Source organism: Streptomyces sp. NPDC050674 (assembly GCF_040654575.1).
Taxonomy (GTDB): domain Bacteria; phylum Actinomycetota; class Actinomycetes; order Streptomycetales; family Streptomycetaceae; genus Streptomyces.
In genome coordinates this window covers 125,398-147,713 of the sequence record NZ_JBFAIG010000011.1, presented here as the reverse complement: position 1 = coordinate 147,713, position 22,316 = coordinate 125,398, and the positions used below count along the sequence as shown (strand labels likewise).

Here is a 22,316-nt window from a genome sequence, read left to right as displayed (position 1 = left end):
AAACGGGGCGTGGGGAGGGTTGGGCCAAGGGGACCAGCGGCCGGTTCAACGGGCGGCGGTGTCCCGCACGATCCCCTGTGCCCGCGCGGCCACGAGCCACTTCGGGAACTCGCCCACCAGCCGGTCGTACAGCTCGGTGTCCGGAACCTTCCGGGGGTCCTCCCCGGCGTGGAAGAAGCCGGCGTTGTCGACGACCCGCTTCCCGGGCACGGCCAGCTCGTCCAGCTTGCGCAGGAAGTCGAACTGCTTGCTGCGCGGGTCGCCGAACCCGATGAACTGCCAGAACAACGGCAGCCTGGCCGCCTTGCACAGGTACCGCTCCGCGGCGAGCTTGTTGATCGGCCCGCCGTCGGTCTGGAACACGACCAGGGCCGGCTCTCTCGCCCCGCTGTCGAGGTAGTGGTCGATGACGGCGTCCATCGCCAGGTGATAACTGGTCTTGCCCATGTGCCCGAGCCCGGCGACGATCCGCTCGACCTTCCCCCGGTGGTCGGCGAGAGCGATGTCGGTGACGGCGTCGACGTCGGTGGAGAAGAAGACCACGGGCACGCTGCCGTCGTCGTCCAGCTGCGCCGACAGCCCGAGCACCCGGTCGGCCAGCGCTTGCACACTGCCGTCCTTGTAGTACGGCTTCATCGAGCCGGAGTAGTCGACCACGAGGTAGACCGCGGCACGCAGGCCGTCGAGGCCGTGCTTGGCGAGGGACACACCGGCGCTCTTGTAGAGATTCACCAACGCGGGAGCGGTCTCCTGGACCTTGCTGAGGCTGATCGCAGCCATGTGAAGTCCCCTCGCGCGTCGGACGGACTCAGAGATTACGGCACAGCAGCGGTCCTTCCCCGCCGGGAAGGTGCCCTGTTCGACCCCAACTCTCCCCGGCGCTCGACCAGTTCTGGAATGATGGGACGGCGGTACGGCGGGGGAGGACGGTGCGCGTGGGGGAAGGGCACGAGAGGGCCGCCGGGAGACGGCGGGCCCTGCTGATCGGCGTGAAGGACACTCCGGACCTTGCGGAACATCCCGGCCTCGCAGCCCGGTATCCGCGGCTCGGCTTCGCCGGGACGGATGTCGGGATTCTGCGTGATGCTCTCGAACAATCCGGCTACGAGGTCGACACCGAGTGCCGACGGACCGGCTACAACCCCGTACTCGGCCGGGTGGCCCGCTTCTTCCAGAGCTGCACCCCCGGTGACACGGCGTTCCTCTACATCTCCTGTCACGGCGAAACCATCCAGGGCTACGACCACCTGATCCTCTCGGACAGCCAGCCCGGCCCGCCCTTGCCCGACGGCAGCCCCGGACTGCTGCGCGGCAGCCTGCTCAGGGCGGACGCCGGCGAACTGCTGAGCGCTCTGCCCGCCGGCGTCACCACCATCGTATGTCTGGACATCTGCCGCGTCTCGGGGCCCGAGCGTGACACCCACCCCGACCGCCTGCTGATCCCCGGGGACCGCGAGGCGTTCCTGTTGTACAGCTGCGGTCCCGGACAGCGGGCGTACGCGGACGAGGTGGAAGGAAGCTGGTTCGCCCGCGCTCTGGCCCGGGCGCTGTCCCACAGCACCCCGCCGATCACCTTCCACGAGGTCGTTCAGTACACGAACGACCTGCTGCGCGAGCTCTCCCAGCCACACCCGGACATCGCACCACCGAGCGCCCGGGATCTCAGGCCCCTGCCCGCCCAGGGCGCCACCGAGCAGCCCAACCCGGTGATCTGCGAGGGCTCCCGGCAAAGCCTGCAGTGGGGGCGCGCGATACGCGATTCCGGTCTATGGCGGCACACCTCCGGCTCGGCGGAAGTGCACGAGCGGATCAAGGACCAGCTGGAGAAGCTGGTGCACTTCGTGGTGGACAGCTGCCTGGGCACCGGCGCCCACCGTGCCGACCCGTGGAGCGACCCGTTGTGGCCACTCCGGGTCGAGCACCGGCTGGCGGACCTGGTGAACCGGGCCGGGCTGCGGGACGAGGAACGGCTCTCCCCTGCCGAGACGGCCTGTCTGTTGGCAGCCGCGGTCGTTCATGAGGGTGCTGTGGCCACCGCGCTGGAGGACCTGCGCGCCTGGCTGCCGGGAACGTTCGACCCTGGTCCGCGCGGACGCGACACCGCCGTGGCCGGCCATGACCACGGGAGCCTGGTCCGAGACGCCGCGCGCGACGTCTGCCGCGCCTACTCACTGGTGCTGCGCACCACCGAGACGCTTCAGAGACGCGGGTTCGTGGAGGCCACGAACGCCGCTGACCACTGGCTGCGACACCGATTCATCGCCGACTGGGATCCCCTGTGGGAGCGTGACTCGGTCTACACGACGGTCCACGACCTGATCGGCATGACGGTTGAGGCCATCGTGGCGGCGGCGGAAACGCCCGATGCCGGGCCGCGCACCGAGGAAGCACGCCAGGAGATCGACCGCCGGGTCCGCCAGGTCGTCGGTCATCTCACGGTCAAGCCGGGCACCAGCCCGCGCATCAACGACAGTCGTCACGCCGACACCTGGGACGACGACCGGGACTGGCGCCCGGTACGCGGCAACCGATGGCGGGGCCGCCAGCTCGCCCGGCTGCTCTGGACGGCGGGTCGGCTTGCCGCCGATCCACGGCGCCTGTCCAGCGTGGTCGTCGACCACCTCGGCGCGCGGGAGCCGCTGCGGCCGGCCCAGGTGGTCGAGGCTCTGGGCACCGGCCTGGACTACGACGAGGACGAGGGCCGCGCCCGCGACTCCCGCGGGCTCACCGTACGCTTTGACTGCCCGCACCCCGCGCTGCACGCAGCCCTGGAGGAACTGGCGGCCACCGTTGACACGGCAGTCCGGGCGTTCCGCCACGAGTCCGTTTCCCAGCCACTACTGCGTGGATTGCCCGACCAGGTGACCACCGGTCAGCTGCGCGCCCTGGGCGGCCGCTACGCCGAGCCATTGGAACGATTCCGGCTGGCCGAGGATGAGATCCGCCCGCTGCTGATGGGCACCCAGCTGTACGGCGACCGGATGCTCGCCGTACGGGAGCTGTACCAGAACGCGCTGGACGCCTGCCGCATCCGGGACATGCGTCGCCAGTACGGCGCAGGCACGCCTTGGCCCGGCCGGATCACCTTCACCCAGGGCATGGACGGGCCGCGCCCGTACATTCAGTGCGCAGACGACGGTGCCGGCATGACCCGGGCAAAACTCACCTCGATGTTCGCCCGGGCGGGTCGGCGCTACGAGCAGGATCCCGAGTTCGTGCTGGAACGCCGCAACTGGAGGCGTGCCAACCTTCCGAACCGTCCCATGAACTCCCGTTTCGGTATCGGCGTCTTCAGCTACTTCATGCTCGCCGACGAAGTCGTCGTATGGACGAACCCGGTGGACCAGAACGGTCGGGCGGGCGCGGAGTGGCTGCGCGCGGACATCCAGTCCGGCTCCGGGCTGCTGCGGATCGACACGACCGAGGACCGGGAGGCGCCGGAGAACGGCGGGACCGTCGTTCGCCTGTACCTGGCGGAGCCGCGCGAGAACGAGAAGCGGCCCTCACTGGTGGAGACCCTGCGCTCCGTGCTCTGGGTGACCGAACACGAGGTCGACGCATACGAACTGGGGGAGGACGGACAGGTCCCGCGCGAGTATCACTGGTCCCCGGACGTCTTGAAGCACCGGCCCGGCTGGCACGGCCCCCCGCTGCGGGCCGGCCGTGACGCGTGGTTGGTGCAGGGAAAGGGACAGGTGCTGCTCGACGGCGTGGTCGTACGGGACGCCCGGGATGTGTACGGGCGGGTCATCAACCTGCGGGAGAGGCACAGTCCGGTGCCGAGTGTGGACCGGAACAACATCCTGGAGTACGACGAGAAACTCGTCCTGAGGGAGTTGCTCGACCACGTCCCGCAGGCGGTCGCCGAGTGCCGCGAGGTGTCGCTGCGGTGGCTCTGGGAGATGGCGCGTCAAGCACCCCAAGTCGCGGTGGAAGTGCTCGGTTCGCTGCCCGGGAACGCCGTGGCGGTACTCAATTCCGGCGAGGAACAGCGGCTCGGCAGGGAGCGCGTACAGCTGAGGGACGTCGGATGCTTTCCGTACGACGCCGATGTCATGGGCAGTTCCTGGGCGAGCAGGTCTCTGGACACCGAACGTCCCCATGAGAGCAGTCTCTTCGAGAATTGGCAGTTCACCCGGCTCGGCATCCGGGGGACCCATGAGAGCTTCGCACCTGCGGGCTATCCGGAGCCCGACGGACTGGACGCAGTCCTCTTCCAGCAGGACGTGCCCTGGCACTGGTTCTCGGTCGTCCAGGCAGCCGCCCAGTCCGAGCGTTCGGTACGGACCACGCTTCGTGCCCTGCGCCGTCACGCTATCGCCGGAGTCAGGGTGCCGGAGGCCGACGACATCCGAGCGCTGGCGAACATCCGGCCGACGCAGCCGGCCGCCGACCTCTACTCCGCTTACGTGGACGTAGCGGAAACGACCCGCTGCCTCACCGAAGAGACATTCGGCCCCTTCCGGCCGTACCGGCGGCGTAGCGACGTGCTCAGCCGAGACAGGAAGCCCGCCCGGCACGCACCGCTGCTCGCCATTTCGGTCCTGCACGAGTTGTCCCTCGGTGAGGCGGCGGAACTGCTCCCCCCACTGCGACTCGTGGATCCCACACTGCCGCACCCTCCGATGCTGGATCCTGCTCTCGCCGAGGAACGCCCCACGGTCGACGACCTCCAACGTCTCGTCGACGCTCGCGGCTACGCGAGCAGCCCCTGGCCCTCCAAGGAGATCGACTGGCTGCCGGGGACCCTGCGACCCGTCGATCTGCTCAGCCGCGCCGGAACACCATCCGTCTTGCGGCAACTTGTCGAGGCGGTAACCAGATTCGCCCCGCTCGGCTTCTCGTTGGAACGAGAGCCCACACCGGAAGCGTGGCAGGCGGGCACGCTGCCGCCCGACCAATGGCTGCTCCTCTCCGCGGACCGTGACCGGACACCACCGTGGCACGAGGACTCCTTGAGCGTGTTCCAATTGCTGCCCCTTTCGAACGATTTGCAGCAATCGGTGGGCGAGGTCGCCCGGCGCATCAACGCGGCGACCGCCATCACCGGCGTCAGGGCGCCGGATGTGCCGAAGGAAGTGATCGACTGGTTCGTACCCGACTGGGTCGTCAACGACCCCGATCACCTTGCGGCGTGGGGGCGGCAGACGATGTTCCGCCCGTGGGAGATCGTGGGCCGCTTCTACGACGGCGGCCACGACATGGAAGAGTTCGCCGTGGCCGTCAAGGCACTGGACGCCTGTGGGCTTGTCGACTGGCGGGGCGCCGATGTCGAGGCGTTGACGCGCCAGGTGAGGGAGCGCCACCGTCTGCTCACCCCGTACCCGGATTACTTCTCGCTGACCGGCATGACCTACGTCAACGTCTGCGGTGACTTCGACGAGGACGGCGCTTCCCTCGCCTACGCCCTGGCCGCCACCGCCGCCGAGGGTTCTGACCTGGGCACGGTGCTGGACGAGCTGACCGAGCTGGACACCGCTCTGCCCCTCCCCGTGAGGCAGCCTCCCCCAGGCACCCGTCACCTCGAAGCCACAGCCGTCGACATCTTCGCCCTGACCCGGGACGAGGACAGGAAGGAACGCTCAAGCACAAGGTTCCGGCAGCGCCTCACCATCACCGACCTTCTGGCTCACGCCGACATGAACCACTGCACCCTCTCCGAATCCGTCGTACGCCTGTCGACGTTCACTCCCCTCGGGGCACCCGCCCCTCCAGGCCCCTGCGATCCCCAGTCGCCCGAATTCGCCGCCCTCTGCGGCTTCACCCCCACCCGCTTCGATCGTGCCGCCTTCGACAGGGGACTGCTCGGCCCCGGCACCCTCGGCCCACTTGAACTCGTCTTGGTCGCAGGTCGGTTCGGCTGGACGCTAGGTGACACCTACCGTCGCTACGCCCCGTTTCGCTGCCTGGGCCTTGACGTAACGATCGCCCCTCCGGTCGGTGAGGAGGAGGGGCTGACACCCGACTGGCGCGACGTCATCGTCCTCACCCAGCACCTCACCGGCCGTGCCCCGGCATTGGCGGGCGACGTGGCGCCCGAGCACATCGCGCTGTGCGCGGAGGAGACCGATCTAGACGAAGCGAGCGTGCGCGAACGCCTCGGCCGTTACGCCCGCATCTTCGGCCTCCGTCTGCCCGCGTTGCCCGAAGCGCCCGAAAGAGAGGTTGCCCATCCGTGAGCGCACCAGTTCGGTACCACGAGAATGAGCACGACAGCGTCCAGACCTTCCGGTGGGAGCTCCGTGGCACAGGGGATGACGCCGAGTGGGCAGGCACAGGAATCTGCCCCGTCTGTCGCTGTTCGATGACGGTGACGTACGGCTATATCCAGCCGCCTGTGCCGAAGGGCGGCTTCCTTGGCCGACGCAAGCAGTCCGAGGCCCAGGTCTGGTACACCGTGTGCCTCTGCGAGAGTCTGCACATGCCGCGCCCCCCGCACGTGCGCGCTGGCTGCGGCGCAGGGCTGAGACTCGCCCCGCCGCCGGACATCACGGATAACAGGAGCTGAGTCGCCCCGTGCCCTTCAGCCCCGAGCAGCTGCGCGAAGCCCAGCGCAGGGCTAGTGATCTCCGAGCCCCCCAGGAACAGCTGCGCTCGGCTCTCCGACAGGCGGAGGGCTACCGCACGTTCCTCTCGTCGTTGACCGGACTGTTGACCGCTGTCTTCGTCCTCAAGGGACAGGAGAACCTGAGCAAGCTGGCGACCGGCCCGCGCTGGACGGTTGTCGCGCTGCTCATCACCGGGTTCCTCGCGCTGATCGCCGCTTCGTGGCTCAGCGTGCAGGCTGTGCACGGTCGGCCTGGCGTAGAGATACTTTCGGAACCAGAGACCTTGCTGCGCTACGAACAACGGCGCGCCAAGGAAATCTGGCGCTTGGTCGAGGCCGCCCGCTGGCTCGCCATGCTCGGGATTCTCGCGGTCGCCACCGCCGTTATCGTCACCTGGGTCGCTCCCGGCGGCGAGTAGGCGGCCCGAACGGAAAGGCGACGGCGCCTGCCCGTTCGTCCGGTCGGGGACAAGGGGCAGGCGCCGTCAGTGTTCCGTACGCCTTTGTACGGGACGTCTTGTGGGCTGAACCGTCAGACCATCAGCGCGCGGTCCGTCGGCCGGATCGGCGCCGGCAGCTCGCTGGCACCCGTGAGCGCGCGGTCCACGCCACGCGCCGCCGAGCGGCCCTCCGCGATCGCCCACACGATGAGCGACTGGCCGCGGCCGGCGTCACCGGCGACGAACACGCCCGGCACGTTGGTCTGGAAGTCGGCGTCGCGGGCGATGTTGCCGCGCTCGTCGAGCTCCAGGCCGAACTGCTCGACCAGGCCGTTGTCCCGGTCGGTGCCGGTGAAGCCCATGGCGAGGGTGACCAGCTGCGCGGGGATCTTGCGTTCGGTGCCCGGCTTCTGGGTCAGCTTGCCGTCGATGAACTCCACCTCGGTCAGGTGCAGCCACTGGACGTTGCCGTCCTCGTCGCCCTCGAAGTGGGTCGTCGAGACCGAGTAGACCCGCTCGCCGCCCTCCTCGTGGGCCGAGGTGACCTTGTACAGCATGGGGAAGGTCGGCCAGGGCTGGTTGACCGGGTGCCGCTCGTCGTTCGGGCGGGGCATGATCTCCAGCTGCGTGACCGAGGCCGCGCCCTGGCGGTGGGCGGTGCCCACGCAGTCGGCGCCGGTGTCGCCACCGCCGATGACCACGACGTGCTTGCCCTCGGCCGAGATCGGGGGCGCCACGAAGTCGCCCTCCTGGACCTTGTTGGCCAGCGGCAGGTACTCCATGGCCTGGTAGATGCCCTTGAGTTCGCGCCCGGGCACCGGCAGGTCACGGGCCGTGGTGGCGCCGACGGCCAGGACGACCGCGTCGTAGCGCTTCTTCAGGTCCGTGGCCTTCAGGTCGCGGCCGATCTCGACGCCCGTGCGGAAGCGGGTGCCCTCCGCGCGCATCTGCTCGATGCGGCGGTTGATGTGCCGCTTCTCCATCTTGAACTCGGGGATGCCGTAGCGCAGGAGGCCTCCGATGCGGTCCGCGCGCTCGTAGACGGCGACGGTGTGCCCGGCGCGGGTCAGCTGCTGGGCGGCGGCGAGACCGGCCGGGCCGGAGCCGACGACCGCGACGGTCTTGCCGGACAGGCGCTCGGGGATCTGCGGGGCGACGTCCCCGGTCTCCCACGCCTTGTCGATGATCGAGACCTCGACGTTCTTGATGGTGACCGGCGGCTGGTTGATGCCGAGCACACACGCCGACTCGCAGGGAGCGGGGCACAGACGGCCCGTGAACTCCGGGAAGTTGTTGGTGGCGTGCAGACGCTCCTGCGCGGCCGCCCAGTCCTCGCGGTAGGCGTAGTCGTTCCACTCGGGGATGAGGTTCCCCAGCGGACAGCCGTTGTGGCAGAACGGGATGCCGCAGTCCATGCAGCGGCTGGCCTGCTTGCTGATGATGGGAAGCAGCGAGCCGGGGACGTAGACCTCGTTCCAGTCCTTGACGCGCTCTTCGACGGGGCGGGACTTGGCGAGCTCGCGCCCGTGGTTCAGGAAGCCCTTCGGGTCAGCCATTGATCGCCGCCTCCATCATCTTCTCGTGGGTCTCGGTCTCGGAGAGACCGGCTCGCTCGGCGGCGTCCTTGGCGGCGAGCACTGCCTTGTACGTGCTGGGGATGATCTTGCTGAAGCGCTCGACGTTCGTGTCCCACTCGGCCAGCAGCTTCTCGGCGACGGTGGAGCCCGTCTCCTCCTGGTGGCGGCGGACCACGTCGTGCAGCCACTGCTTGTCGGTGTCGTCCAGCGGCCCGACGGCGTCCAGGTTGCCGACGTTGACGTTGTCGCGGTCCAGGTCGATCACGTAGGCGATGCCGCCGGACATGCCGGCCGCGAAGTTGCGGCCCGTCTCGCCGAGCACCACCGCGTGACCGCCGGTCATGTACTCGCAGCCGTGGTCGCCCACGCCCTCGGAGACGACCGTCGCGCCGGAGTTGCGGACGCAGAACCGCTCGCCGACCTTGCCGCGCAGAAACATCTCGCCGCCGGTGGCGCCGTAGCCGATGGTGTTGCCGGCGATGACGCTGTACTCGGCGAGGTGGTCGGCCGCGCGGTCCGGGCGGACCACGATCCGGCCGCCGGACAGGCCCTTGCCGACGTAGTCGTTGGCGTCGCCCTCCAGGCGCAGCGTGACACCGCGCGGCACGAACGCGCCGAAGGACTGGCCCGCGGAGCCGGTGAAGGTGATGTCGATGGTGTCGTCGGGCAGGCCCGCGCCACCGAACTTCTTCGTCACCTCGTGGCCGAGCATGGTGCCGACCGTGCGGTTGATGTTGCGGATCTCCACCTGGGCGCGCACCGGCTGGGCCTCGGTGGCGCCGGACGCGGCCAGGGCGTCGGCGGCCAGCTTGATGAGCTGGTTGTCGAGCGCCTTCTCCAGGCCGTGGTCCTGCGCGATGATCTGGTGGCGCACCGCGCCCTCGGGCAGCTCGGGCACGTGGAACAGCGGCGCCAGGTCCAGGCCCTGTGCCTTCCAGTGGTCGACGGCCCGCGTGACGTCGAGGGTCTCGGCGTGGCCGACGGCCTCCTCGATGGAGCGGAAGCCCAGCTCGGCGAGGATCTCGCGGACCTCTTCGGCGATGTACTGGAAGAAGTTCACGACGTACTCGGCCTTGCCGGAGTAGCGCTCGCGCAGCACCGGGTTCTGGGTGGCGATGCCGACCGGGCAGGTGTCCAGGTGGCAGACGCGCATCATGACGCAGCCGGAGACGACGAGCGGCGCGGTCGCGAAACCGAACTCCTCGGCGCCGAGCAGCGCGGCGATGACCACGTCGCGGCCGGTCTTCAGCTGGCCGTCGGTCTGCACGACGATGCGGTCGCGCAGGCCGTTGAGCAGCAGGGTCTGCTGGGTCTCGGCCAGGCCGAGCTCCCAGGGACCGCCGGCGTGCTTCAGCGAGGTGAGCGGGGAGGCGCCCGTACCGCCGTCGTGGCCGGAGATCAGGACGACGTCCGCGTGGGCCTTGGACACGCCCGCGGCGACCGTGCCGACGCCGACCTCGGAGACCAGCTTCACGTGAATCCGCGCCTGCGGGTTCGCGTTCTTCAGGTCGTGGATCAGCTGGGCCAGGTCCTCGATGGAGTAGATGTCGTGGTGCGGGGGCGGCGAGATGAGGCCGACGCCCGGCGTCGAGTGCCGCGTCTTGGCGACCCACGGGTAGACCTTGTGGCCGGGCAGCTGGCCGCCCTCGCCGGGCTTGGCGCCCTGGGCCATCTTGATCTGGATGTCGTCGGAGTTGACCAGGTACTCGGAGGTCACACCGAAGCGGCCGGAGGCGACCTGCTTGATGGACGACCGGCGGGCCGGGTCGTACAGGCGCTCCGGGTCCTCGCCGCCCTCACCGGTGTTGGACTTGCCGCCCAGCTGGTTCATGGCGATGGCGAGGGTCTCGTGCGCCTCCTGGGAGATGGAGCCGTACGACATGGCGCCGGTGGAGAAGCGCTTGACGATCTCGGAGACCGGCTCGACCTCGTCGATCGGGATCGGCTTGCGGTCCGACTTGAAGCCGAACAGGCCGCGCAGCGTCATCAGCCGCTCGGACTGCTCGTTCACGCGCTCGGTGTACTTCTTGAAGATGTCGTAGCGGCCGGAGCGCGTGGAGTGCTGGAGGCGGAAGACCGTCTCCGGGTCGAACAGGTGCGGCTCGCCCTCGCGGCGCCACTGGTACTCGCCGCCGATCTCCAGCGCGCGGTGCGCCGGAGCGATGCCGGAGGCCGGGTAGGCCTTGGCGTGGCGGGCGGCGACCTCCTTGGCGACGACGTCGATGCCGACACCGCCGATCTTGGTGGCCGTGCCGTTGAAGTACTTCGCGACGAAGGCCTCGTCGAGACCGACCGCTTCGAAGACCTGGGCGCCGCGGTAGGAGGCGACGGTGGAGATGCCCATCTTGGACATGACCTTCAGCACGCCCTTGCCGAGGGCGTAGATGAGGTTGCGGATGGCCTTCTCGGGCTCGATGCCGGGCAGGAACGTCCCTGCGCGGACCAGGTCCTCGACGGACTCCATCGCCAGGTACGGGTTGACGGCGGCGGCGCCGTAGCCGATGAGCAGGGCGACGTGGTGGACCTCGCGGACGTCACCGGCCTCGACCAGCAGGCCCACCTGGGTGCGCTGCTTGGTGCGGATGAGGTGGTGGTGGACGGCCGCGGTGAGCAGCAGCGACGGGATCGGCGCGTGCTCGGCGTCCGAGTGGCGGTCCGACAGGACGATCAGGCGGGCGCCGTTGTCGATGGCGGCGTCGGCCTCGGCGCAGATCTCGTCGATGCGGGCGGCCAGCGCGTCACCGCCGCCGTGCACCCGGTACAGGCCGGACAGGGTCGCGGCCTTGAAGCCGGGCATGTCGCCGTCGGCGTTGATGTGGATGAGCTTGGCCAGCTCGTCGTTGTCGATGACCGGGAAGGGCAGCACGACGCTGCGGCAGGAGGCCGCGCTCGGGTCGAGCAGGTTGCCCTGCGGGCCAAGCGACGAGCGCAGGGAGGTGACCAGTTCCTCGCGGATGGCGTCCAGCGGCGGGTTGGTGACCTGCGCGAACAGCTGCGTGAAGTAGTCGAAGAGCAGGCGCGGGCGGTCCGACAGGGCGGCGATGGGCGAGTCGGTGCCCATCGAGCCGATCGGCTCGGCGCCGGCCTTGGCCATCGGCGCGAGGATGACGCGCAGCTCTTCCTCGGTGTAGCCGAAGGTCTGCTGGCGGCGGGTGACCGAGGCGTGCGTGTGCACGATGTGCTCGCGCTCGGGCAGGTCGGAGAGCTCGATCTCGCCGGCCTCCAGCCACTCCGCGTACGGGTTCTCCGCGGCGAGCTGGGCCTTGATCTCGTCGTCCTCGATGATGCGGTGCTCGGCGGTGTCGACGAGGAACATGCGGCCGGGCTGGAGGCGGCCCTTGCGGACGACCTTGGCGGGGTCGATGTCCAGGACGCCGACCTCGGAGCCGAGGACGACCAGGCCGTCGTCGGTGACCCAGTAGCGGCCGGGGCGCAGGCCGTTGCGGTCGAGGACCGCGCCGACCTGGGTGCCGTCGGTGAAGGTGACACAGGCCGGGCCGTCCCAGGGCTCCATCAGCGTGGAGTGGAACTGGTAGAAGGCGCGGCGGGCCGGGTCCATGGAGTCGTGGTTCTCCCACGCCTCCGGGATCATCATCAGCACGGAGTGCGGCAGGGAGCGGCCGCCCAGGTGCAGGAGCTCCAGGACCTCGTCGAAGGAGGCGGAGTCGGACGCGTCGGGCGTGCAGACCGGGAAGATCCGGTCGATGACCTTGTCGTCGGAGCCGAACAGGTCGGAGACCAGCTGCGACTCGCGGGCCACCATCCAGTTGCGGTTGCCCTTGACGGTGTTGATCTCACCGTTGTGCGCGACGAAGCGGTACGGGTGTGCGAGCGGCCAGGACGGGAACGTGTTCGTCGAGAACCGGGAGTGCACGAGCGCGATCGCGGAGGCGAAGCGGCGGTCGGACAGGTCCGGGAAGAAGGGCTCGAGCTGGCCGGTGGTCAGCATGCCCTTGTAGACGATGGTCCGCGCGGACAGCGACGGGAAGTAGACGCCGGCCTCGCGCTCGGCGCGCTTGCGCAGCACGAACGCCTTGCGGTCGAGGGCGATACCCGTGGAAGGCGCCGCGGCGCCGTCGCTGACGAAGATCTGGCGGAAGACCGGCATGGTCGACCGGGCGGTGGCCCCCAGCAGCTGGGGCGCGACCGGCACCTCGCGCCAGCCGAGGACCGTGAGGCCCTCGTCGGCGGCGATCGTCTCGATCTGTGAGACGGCGTCGGCGGTGGAGTGCTCCGGCAGGAAGGCGATGCCGACGGCGTAGGAACCGGCGGCGGGCAGTTCGAATCCGGCCACGTCACGGAAGAAGGCGTCCGGGACCTGCGAGAGGATGCCGGCGCCGTCACCGGAGTCGGGCTCGGAGCCGGTGGCACCGCGGTGTTCGAGATTGCGCAGGACAGTCAGAGCCTGCTCGACCAGGGTGTGGGACGCCTCGCCGGTAAGAGTGGCGACGAAGCCGACGCCGCAGGCGTCGTGCTCGTTGCGGGGGTCGTACATACCCTGCGCAGCAGGGCGAGCATCCATGAAGGACCAGTTCTGGCCATTCGCGGAATGCTGGGACGGCTGGCGCGGCGTACGCATCGGCTCTCCCGTCGTCGTCAGGTGGCTGGGGGCACCTCCCAGGCCCTTGGGGCTCTGGGGGAGCAAGTGCCGAGGGACGACGTTGGCCCTCGCGTGATCGCAAAATTTCGTGCAGGTTACATGATGGAGCGGTTCTCGGGAAGCGGGATAATCCGTTCCAGCATGTGGACACCGCAGGTGCGCGGCGGGGGTGCCGCACCAGCAGTGGAAGCCATGGAGGGACCGCACGGAACGATCGGTCGGATCGGTCTCCGCCGGCCCGGGGACGGGACAGGCGTCGTCGCCCACCCCGCCGAGGGGTGCGCGGCGAGCGTCATTGCCCGCAGCGCTTACGGCTCATGCCCGGTGGCCACACCTTCGAAACCCGTGAGTAACGGCTACTTATGCGGCCCCTCGCATAAGTCCGAGCCGCGCTATCCTACGGCCGTTCCGAACAGGGTGCCCAGGGCGTACGTCACACCGGCCGCCGCGCCTCCCAGGAGCAGCTGCCGCAGGCCGCTGTACCACCAGCTGCGCGCGGTCACCTTGGCCACCACGGCACCGCACAGGAAGAGCCCGAGCAGCGCCAGCAGCACCGCCGGCCACATACTGCTCGCCCCCAGCAGATACGGCAGTACGGGAATCAGCGCGCCGAGCGCGAAGGAGCCGAAACTCGACACCGCCGCCACGGTGGGCGAGGGCAGATCGCCGGGGTCGACGCCCAGCTCCTCGCGGGCGTGGATCTCCAGGGCCTGCTCGGGGTCCTTCGACAGCTGCCGGGCGACCTCGCGGGCCAGGTGCGGCTCGACGCCCCTCGACTCGTAGAGCGCGGCGAGCTCGGCCTCCTCGTCCTTCGGGTGCCTGCGCAGCTGGCGCCGCTCCACCTCCAGCTCGGCCTCGACGAGCTCGCGCTGCGAGGCGACGGAGGTGTACTCCCCGGCGGCCATCGAGAAGGCACCGGCGGCCAGTCCCGCCAGTCCGCTGAGGACGACGGTGTGCTGGCCGACCGCCCCGCCGGCGACACCGGTCATCAGGGCGAGGTTGGAGACGAGGCCGTCCATCGCACCGAACACCGCGGGGCGCAGCCAGCCGCCGTTCACGTCCCGGTGCGTGTGGTTGTCCCGGTGCGCCTCGTGCAGCGTCGCCTCGGTCTCGATGATGGCCATGGAAAGAACCCCACTCCCCGCTCTTTTGGACAAGTTCCAGAGTTTTACAACACCAAAACTACGCTCCGGATTCCATCCCCGCCAGCAAGGAAAGGCTGCGCTAACCTGCGGTTTTACCCTCAGTCGCTCACTTGATCATGAGTGCGCACAGATGTCGACCGGGTGATGCTGAGGCTCGTGAGGCTCGGCGGGGTCACCAGAGTGGGACACATGCCGTATGGCATCGATCGGGCTGAGCGCACGGGCACGGGGCGCACTGCTGGGCCTGGCCGTCGGGGACGCGCTGGGGGCCCCGGCCGAGAACATGAAGCCCTCCGAGATCCGTGCGCGGTGGGGCCGGATCACCGGGTACGTCGCCGACAAGCCCGCGGGCACCGACGACACCGAGTACGCCGTCTTCTCCGGTCTGCTCCTGGCCCGGCACGGCTCCGCGCTCACCCCGGCCCATGTGGAAGCGGCCTGGCACGAGTGGATCGCCGACCGCGACGAGGGCCCCTTCCGGGGTGCCGGTTTCAGTGAACGCGGCACCCTGGAGAACCTCCGCCGGGGCCTGGCCGCCCCGATCTCCGCGCAGCACCGGCACGCCTGGAGCGACGGCCTGGCCATGCGCGCGGCGCCCTTCGGGGTGTTCGCGGCGGGCCGCCCGGCGGAGGCGGCCCGGCTCGTGGCAATCGACGGCTCGGTGAGCCATGACGGCGAGGGCATCCACGGCGGTCAGGCGGTCGCGGCGGGCGTCGCGGCGGCGATGGCCGGCGCCCCGCCGACCGCGGTGGTCGCGGCGGCCCTCGCGGTCGTCCCCGACGACTCCTGGACGGCCCGGAGCCTGCGCCGTGCGGTGACCGTCGCCCATCGCGGCGAACGCGCGGTGCGCTCCGCGGTCGTCATCGGCGGCTATCCCTGGACCGACCTGGCCCCCGAGGCGGTCGCCCTCGCCTTCGGGGCGTACGCGGCGGCCGACGGCGACTTCGAGCAGTCGGTCCTGACCGCGGTGAACATGGGCCGCGACGCCGACACGACGGCAGCGGTGGCGGGAGCGCTGGCGGGTGCGACCCGGGGCGTGGCGGCGATCCCCCGGGCCTGGGCCGCCCCCATCGGCCCGGTCCGCGGCAGCTGCCTCCCGGCGATGGCGGGCTACCACGTCCTGGACGTGGCGGACCTGCTGACCCCGGCGGAGGTTCTCACATGACGACGTACGAAGCGGAAGCCGCCGACGGCGAGGCCGCCCCACGGGAGACCGTGGCCCTCCGGGTGACAGTCGCGGGCGGCGCGCGGCCGGGAGACAAAAGGGCCGAGGACGAGGCCGAGGCGCCGAGACGGGCCGAAGGACTCCTGCTCGGCCTGGCCGCCGGCGACGCCGCCGGGTGGCCCGCCGCCCGCCACAGAGCCGCCCGCATGCCCAACTGGACCCGCCGCCTCACCCGCGAACTCGACACCTTCGCCGAACACAACGCGACGACGACCCTGCCCGTCCCCATCGCCCTGAACCAGCCCCCCGAGCCCCTCCGCCTCGGCCCCTCCGACGACGCCGAGTGGGCCGCCTTCGCCGCCGAGGCCCTCCTGCGCGCGGGCGACGACACCGTCCTGAACGACCTCAGCCGCGAGCGCCGCACCCGCGCCGCCCTGGACCTGACCTGGAACGCCCTCGCCGCCGAGGTCGCGGCCGCGGCGGACCGCGCCCCCGAGATCGAGTCCGCCGTCCTCCCCCTGCGCGCCCGCATCTCGGTACGCGCCGGCCTCGGCAACCTCGCCGCCGGCCTGCGCCCGCCCGCCACCGGCCACGACAACCCGCACTACTTCGACGACGCCGCCTGCGTACGCGCCTGCGTCCTGGCCGTGGCCCACCCCGGGGACCCCTCGAGCGCCGCCGGCCTCGCCGAGTTCGACGCCCGCTACACCCAGGACGGCGACGGCGTGCACGGCGCCCGCGCCATGGCGGCCGCGCTCGCCCTCGCCCTGGCCGGCGCGGATGTCGGCGCCTGCGTCACGGCGGCCCTGGCCGAACTCCCCGAACAGACTGAGATCGGCCGCAACGCCCGGCACGCCCTGAAGCTCGCCGCCGCCGCGGACAGCGCCTTCGCCCTGGTCCCGCCTCTGGAGCACCAGATCGTCGACCACGTCTACAGCTATGGGATCGCCGCCGCAGAGACGGTCCCGGTCGCCCTCGCCCTGGCCACCGCCGCGCGCGGGCGGATCGCCGAGGCGGTCCCGGCGGCGACCTGTCTGTCCCGCGTGGCGGACTCCGCCCCGGCCCTGGCCGGCGCCCTCACCGGAGCGCTGGGCGGCGGCGCGTCGATCCCCGCCACCTGGCGGGAGACCTGCCGCACCCTCTCCGGCTGCGTCCTCCCCCGCCTCACCGGCACCGACCTCGTGGAACTCGCCGGACTCCTGGAAGCCGTCCAACCGGCCCGCCCGGGTGGATGATGCGGCCATGCAGCCCAAATCCCCCCAAAACCTCCCTCTGGACGAGCGGATCACCGGCGCCCTGGTCGGAGCCGCCGTCGGCGACGCGCTCGGCGGCCCCGTCGAGGGCTACTCGCCCGAGCAGATCCTGGAACGCCACGGCGGCCGCGTCCACGGCATCGTCGGCCCCTGGCACGGCGACGACTGGCGCACGGCCCGCCCCCTCGCGCCGTACCACAAGGGCGACGGCCACGTCACCGACGACACCTTGATGACGCACGCCCTGGTCCGCGTCTACGCCCGGGTCCGCGACCACCTCGACGCCTACGCGATCGCCGACCACCTGGTCCCGGACCTGATGACCGAGCCGCGCTGGATCCCGGAACTGGAGACGGAGGCCCTCCCCCTCCAGCGGATCTTCCTGGCGGAGAAGTGGCTGGTGACACGGATCCACTACGGCCACGCCGACCCCCGCGAGGCCGGCACAGGCAACATCGTCAACTGCGGCGCGGCGATGTACACGGCCCCGGTCGGCCTGGTCAACGCGGCCCACCCGAGGGCGGCGTACGCCGAGGCCCTCGACATCGCCGGTGCCCACCAGTCGTCGTACGGCCGTGAGGCCGCGGGCGTCCTGGCCGCGGCGGTGTCGGCGGCCTGCATCCCCGGCGCCACCCCGGACTCGGTCGTCGCCGCCTGTCTGTCCCTCGCCAAGGACGGCACCCGGGCCGCGATCGAGCGGGTCTGCGAAGAGGCCTCCCGGCACACGGACTTCGAGTCGGCCCTGCGCCCGCTGCGCGAGGCCGTGGCTCCCTACGACACGGTGGGCCCCGACTACCGCGCCCCTTCGCTCGGCGCCCGCCGCCCCTCCCGCCTCCACTCCATCGAGGAACTCCCCATCGCGCTGGGCCTGTTGCTCGTGGCCCGGGGCGACTACCGGCACGCGGTCCTCGGCGCGGTCAACTACGGGCGTGACTGCGACTCCATCGCCACGATGGCCGGCGCCCTGGCGGGAGCCCTCGGCGCGCAGGTCCCGCAGGACTGGGCCAAGACCGTCGCGGAGGCGAGCCGTCTGGACCTCTGGGAGCCCGCCACCACCCTCACCGCAGTGACCCGCGAGGTCTTCGCCCGGGACGTGGCCCGCCGCCGCGCCCACGAGCAGGCCTTCACCTTGCTCGGAGGCCACGAATGCTCCGGCTGACCTGGGTGCAGCCGGAGGACCTGATCGGCCACGAACTCCGCCAGGCCTCCCAGGACGGGCGCCAGCCGAAGCACATCGCGGCCCGCTGGCGAGCGGCCGGCGGCCCGCAGGCTCCGGCCGCCGCGGGCGTGTCCCCCACCCCGGCATCCGGCTGGCTGCGCCGACTGGCGGAAGACCTTCTGGACGAACTGGCCGATCTGCCGAGCGCGCTGGCGGACGACGAACCGACGGACCTGGGCCGGATCAGGGCGGCCTGCCCCGACTGGCCGCGGCCGGTGGGCAGCCCGGTCACCACCCCGCAGCGCCTCGAAGCCGCCTGGCTCGGCCGCGCCTGCGGCTGCCTCCTCGGCAAACCGGTCGAGAAACTCCCCCTCGACGCCATCCGCGAACTCGCCCGGTCCACCGGCAACTGGCCCCTCACCTCCTACTTCACCGCCCGGGGCGTCCCGGCGGAACTCCTCGCACGGCACCCCTGGAACCGCCGTTCTGCCGGCACCTCCCTCGCCGAGAACATCGACGGCATGCCCGAGGACGACGACCTCAACTACCCCCTGGTCAACCTCGTCCTCCTGCGCCGCCACGGCACAGCCTTCACCACCACGGACGTGGCCCGGACCTGGCTCGACGAACTCCCCGCCGGCCGCACGTTCACCGCCGAGCGCATCGCCTACCGCAACCTCCTCTGCGGCCTGGAGCCCCCGCACACCGCCCGCCACCGCAACCCCTTCCGCGAATGGATCGGCGCCCTGATCCGCGCCGACGTCCACGGCTGGACCCATCCGGGCGACCCGGCCGCCGCCGCCGAACAGGCCCACCGGGACGCCACCCTCACGCACACCGCCAACGGCGTCTACGCGGCGATGTTCACGGCGGCCGCCATCGCCACGGCGGCGACCGGCGAGCACGACGTCCACGCCTGCCTGCGCACCGGCCTCACCGTCGTCCCCCCGCGCTCCCGCCTGGCCGAGGCCGTCCGCGGGGCCGTGCGACTGGCCCACCGGCACGCCGACTTCGACACGGTCGTCGACGCACTCCACGCCGTCCACGCCGGCACCCACTGGGTGCACGCCGTCCCCAACACCGCCCTGATCGCCGCCGCCCTCACCCACGCCGACGGCGACTTCGCCGGCTCCGTCTGCCGTGCCGTCAGCGGCGGCTGGGACACCGACTCCAACGGCGCGACGGCCGGAAGCATCGCCGGGCTGCTGGCCGGGCACCCCGCGGCGCTCCCCGACCGCTGGACTGCGCCCCTGAAGAACCGGCTGGCCACGTCCATCGGCGGCTTCGACGGCATCGGCTTCGACACCCTCGCCCACCTCACGCACCGGGAGATCCACCGCCCATGACCGCGCCCGCCCCGCTCACCGGCCTCCGCGTCCTCGACCTCGCCACCCTCTTCGCCGGCCCGATGGCCGCCACCCTGCTCGGCGACTTCGGCGCCGAGGTCGTCAAGATCGAGCACCCGAAGAAGCCGGACCCCTCCCGCGGCCACGGCCCGTCGAAGGACGGTGTGGGCCTGTGGTGGAAGATGCTCGGCCGCAACAAGCGCACCATGACCCTGGACCTGTCGAAGCCCGGCGGCCGCGCCACCCTCCTGCGCCTGGCCACGACCGCCGACGTGGTCATCGAGAACTTCCGCCCCGGCACCCTGGAGAAGTGGGACCTCGGCTGGCCGGAGCTGTCCGCCGTCAACCCCGGGCTGGTCCTGGCCCGTGTCACCGGCTTCGGCCAGTTCGGCCCCTACGCGCACCGCCCCGGCTTCGGCACCCTCGCCGAGGCGATGAGCGGCTTCGCCGCGATCACCGGCGAACCGGACGCGCCGCCGACGCTCCCGCCCTTCGGGCTCGCCGACTCCATCGCCGGCCTGACGACGGCGTACGCGGTGATGACGGCCCTCGCCGCCCGCGAGCGCACCGGCGAGGGCCAGGTCGTCGACATGGCCCTGATCGAACCGATCCTGGCCGCTCTCGGCCCCCAGCCCCTCTGGTACGACCAGCTCGGCCACGTCCAGCCCCGCACCGGCAACCGCTCCCCCAACAACGCCCCACGCGGCGTCTACCGCACCGCGGACGGCACCTGGGTCGCCGTCTCCACCTCGGCCCAGTCGGTCGCGGAACGCGTGATGCGCCTGGTGGGCCGCCCGGAACTGATCGACGAGCCCTGGTTCGCCTCGGGCGCCGACCGCGCCCTGCACGCCGACGTCCTGGACGAGGCGGTGGGCGGCTGGATCGCCGCCCGCACCCGCACCGACGTCATGGCCGCCTTCGAGAAGGCGGAGGCGGCCGTCGCCCCGGTCCAGGACGTCCGGGACGTGATGGCGGACCCGCAGTACCAGGCCCTGGACACCATCACCACCGTCGACGACCCGGAACTCGGCCCGCTGCGCATGCAGAACGTCCTGTTCCGGCTCTCCGCCACGCCCGGCGCGATCCGCTGGGCCGGCCGCCCGCACGGCGCCGACACCGAGGAGGTCCTGACAGAGCTGGGCCTGACCCCGGCCGATGTCACGGCACTGCGCGCGGAGGGCGCCCTGTGACGGCGTACCCGCTCACCTGGCTCTACGCCCCAGGCGACCGGCCCGACGTGGTGGCGAAGGCGCTCACCTGTGGCGCCGACGTCGTCGTCGTGGACCTGGAGGACGCGGTCGCCGCCGACCGCAAGGCCTACGCCCGCGCGGCCACCACCGACCTCCTCGCCGACCCGCCACCCGTCCCGGTCCACGTCCGGGTCAACGCCCTGGACAGCCCCTGGGGCGAGCAGGACATCGCGGCCCTGGCCCCGGCCGCCGGACTCCGCGGCCTCCGCCTCCCCAAGATCACCTCACCGGCCGAGATCACCCGTGCCGCCCACCGGGCCGCCCGGGCCGACCTGTACGCCCTGCTGGAGACGGCCCTCGCCGTGGAGCAGGCGTACGCCGTCGCCCGCGCCCACCCGCGGTTGCGCGGCATCGCGCTCGGCGAGGCGGACCTGCGGGCCGACCTCGGCGTACACGACGACACGGGCCTGGACTGGTCACGCTCCCGGGTGGTCGTGGCGGCCCGGGCGGCCGGGCTTCCCCCACCGTCCCAGTCCGTGCACCCGGACACCCGCGACCTGGACGGGCTGGCGGCCTCCTGCGCCCGCGGCCGTGCCCTGGGCTTCCTCGGCCGTGCCGCGATCCACCCCCGTCAGCTCCCGGTGATCGAACGCGCCTACCTGCCCACCGAAGCGGAGGTCGAGCAGGCGGAGACGGTCCTGAAGGCGGCCGCCGCGCAAGCGGGCGCCCAGGCCCTCCCGGACGGCCGTTTCATCGACGCGGCGGTGGTGACGGCGGCGCAGCGCACCTTGTCCCTGGCGCACCGCCGCTGACACGCCGAGAGCGCCCGGGAAACTCCGCGGGCGCTCTCGAACCGTCACACAGGGCAGGCCGTCAGGTCTTCTTTCCCGACCCGGCCTCGTTCTTGGCCGCGTCCGCCTCGTTCTCGGCCGGGTCCGCCCCGGCCTCGTCCGCGACCGCGTCGTCGTCTGCGGCCTCGCCGGACTTCTCACCACTGTCGGCGGGGGCCTCGGCGCCCGGCTCCACGACGTCCTCCCGCCCGGGGCGCTTCTTCGACGACACCACCAGGTACGTCACGGCGAGCAGGAAGACGAAGATCGCGGTCCACACGTTCAGCCGGACGCCCAGGATGTGGTGGGCGTCGTCGACCCGCATGTACTCGATCCACGCCCGGCCCGTGCAGTACGCGGCGACGTACAGCGCGAACGCCCGGCCGTGTCCGAGCCGGAAGCGGCGGTCCGCCCAGATGACCAGGAGCGCGACGCCGACGCACCACAGCGACTCGTACAGGAACGTCGGGTGGTAGGTGCCCGGCACCCGTCCGTCGGAGGAGGAGGTGATCTCCAGGGCCCACGGCAGATCGGTGGGCTTGCCGTACAGCTCCTGGTTGAACCAGTTGCCCCAGCGGCCGATGGCCTGGGCGAAGGCGATGCCCGGCGCGACGGCGTCGGCGTAGGCGGGCAGCGGGATGCCCCGGCGGCGGCAGCCGATCCACGCGCCCAGCGCGCCCAGCGCGATCGCGCCCCAGATGCCGAGGCCGCCCTCCCAGATCTTGAAGGCGTCCACCCAGTCACGGCCCTCGCTGAAGTACAGCTCGTAGTCCGTGATCACGTGGTAGAGGCGGCCGCCGACCAGGCCGAAGGGCACGGCCCAGACGGCGATGTCGGCCACCGTGCCGGCTCGCCCGCCCCGGGCGATCCAGCGCTTGTTGCCGAGCCAGACGGCAACGAAGACGCCGATGATGATGCAGAACGCGTAACCGCGCAGCGGAATGGGGCCGAGGTACAGCACCCCGCGCGACGGGCTGGGAATGAAGGCAAGTTCCATGGCAAGGTCGACGCTACCGTGCCGCGCGGGGGCCGCGGTGGGCAGCCCGGCTACGGGTCCATAACGG

Annotated in this window: 13 protein-coding genes; 8 read left to right on the top strand and 5 right to left on the bottom strand. The window is 71.4% G+C overall.

All coding sequences use genetic code 11. The features are described 5' to 3' along the window. Positions 1 to 45: 45 nt before the first annotated feature. Positions 46 to 780, bottom strand: coding sequence for a VWA domain-containing protein (locus AB0I06_RS19880; protein WP_363120130.1), 735 nt, complete (start codon positions 778 to 780; stop codon positions 46 to 48). A 155-nt stretch (positions 781 to 935) separates the two neighbouring features. Between AB0I06_RS19880 and AB0I06_RS19875 the strand changes: the two genes are divergently transcribed. Beyond that, positions 936 to 6,179, top strand: a complete 5,244-nt coding sequence (locus tag AB0I06_RS19875) for a caspase family protein (RefSeq protein WP_363120129.1) — start codon at positions 936 to 938, stop codon at positions 6,177 to 6,179. A 337-nt stretch (positions 6,180 to 6,516) separates the two neighbouring features. Then, the gene (locus AB0I06_RS19870) at positions 6,517 to 6,966 is read left to right on the top strand and encodes a hypothetical protein (RefSeq protein ID WP_363120128.1); all 450 of its coding nucleotides are present in this window, start codon (positions 6,517 to 6,519) and stop codon (positions 6,964 to 6,966) included. Positions 6,967 to 7,079: 113 nt separating this feature from the next. Here the strand turns inward: AB0I06_RS19870 and AB0I06_RS19865 are convergent, their stop codons facing one another. From AB0I06_RS19865 to AB0I06_RS19855, 3 genes are all read right to left on the bottom strand, one after another. Further along, the gene (locus tag AB0I06_RS19865) at positions 7,080 to 8,543 is read right to left on the bottom strand and encodes a glutamate synthase subunit beta (protein ID WP_363120127.1); all 1,464 of its coding nucleotides are present in this window, start codon (positions 8,541 to 8,543) and stop codon (positions 7,080 to 7,082) included. Further along, a complete protein-coding gene (gltB, locus tag AB0I06_RS19860) occupies positions 8,536 to 13,143 on the bottom strand; it encodes a glutamate synthase large subunit (protein WP_363120126.1) in 4,608 nt (1,535 codons plus the stop codon). Before gltB ends, AB0I06_RS19865 begins: the two co-directional genes overlap by 8 nt. Before the next feature lie 413 nt (positions 13,144 to 13,556). After that, positions 13,557 to 14,288: a VIT1/CCC1 transporter family protein gene (locus tag AB0I06_RS19855; RefSeq protein WP_363120125.1), complete on the bottom strand. Its 732-nt coding sequence runs from the start codon at positions 14,286 to 14,288 to the stop codon at positions 13,557 to 13,559. 217 nt (positions 14,289 to 14,505) lie between these two features. On the opposite strand from AB0I06_RS19855, the gene AB0I06_RS19850 reads away from it, so the two are divergent. The 6 genes from AB0I06_RS19850 to AB0I06_RS19825 are packed head-to-tail and all read left to right on the top strand — an operon-like array spanning position 14,506 to position 21,234. Next, complete coding sequence (locus tag AB0I06_RS19850; RefSeq protein WP_363120124.1) at positions 14,506 to 15,474, top strand: ADP-ribosylglycohydrolase family protein; 969 nt, start codon at positions 14,506 to 14,508, stop codon at positions 15,472 to 15,474. Next, positions 15,471 to 16,709 (top strand): ADP-ribosylglycohydrolase family protein, encoded by a 1,239-nt coding sequence (locus tag AB0I06_RS19845; protein ID WP_363120123.1) that lies wholly within the window; start codon positions 15,471 to 15,473, stop codon positions 16,707 to 16,709. Before AB0I06_RS19850 ends, AB0I06_RS19845 begins: the two co-directional genes overlap by 4 nt. Positions 16,710 to 16,716: 7 nt before the next feature. Then, entirely contained in the window at positions 16,717 to 17,886 is a 1,170-nt protein-coding gene (locus AB0I06_RS19840; protein WP_363120122.1) for an ADP-ribosylglycohydrolase family protein, read from the top strand. Next, positions 17,874 to 19,232, top strand: coding sequence for an ADP-ribosylglycohydrolase family protein (locus AB0I06_RS19835; protein ID WP_363120121.1), 1,359 nt, complete (start codon positions 17,874 to 17,876; stop codon positions 19,230 to 19,232). The genes AB0I06_RS19840 and AB0I06_RS19835 overlap by 13 nt, the downstream gene beginning before the upstream one ends. Beyond that, positions 19,229 to 20,422 (top strand): CoA transferase, encoded by a 1,194-nt coding sequence (locus AB0I06_RS19830; protein ID WP_363120120.1) that lies wholly within the window; start codon positions 19,229 to 19,231, stop codon positions 20,420 to 20,422. Before AB0I06_RS19835 ends, AB0I06_RS19830 begins: the two co-directional genes overlap by 4 nt. Beyond that, positions 20,419 to 21,234: a CoA ester lyase gene (locus tag AB0I06_RS19825; protein ID WP_363120119.1), complete on the top strand. Its 816-nt coding sequence runs from the start codon at positions 20,419 to 20,421 to the stop codon at positions 21,232 to 21,234. The genes AB0I06_RS19830 and AB0I06_RS19825 overlap by 4 nt, the downstream gene beginning before the upstream one ends. Before the next feature lie 61 nt (positions 21,235 to 21,295). Here AB0I06_RS19825 and lgt read toward each other — a convergent pair whose 3' ends face one another. Further along, positions 21,296 to 22,249: a prolipoprotein diacylglyceryl transferase gene (lgt, locus tag AB0I06_RS19820; RefSeq protein WP_363120118.1), complete on the bottom strand. Its 954-nt coding sequence runs from the start codon at positions 22,247 to 22,249 to the stop codon at positions 21,296 to 21,298. Positions 22,250 to 22,316 lie beyond the last annotated feature (67 nt).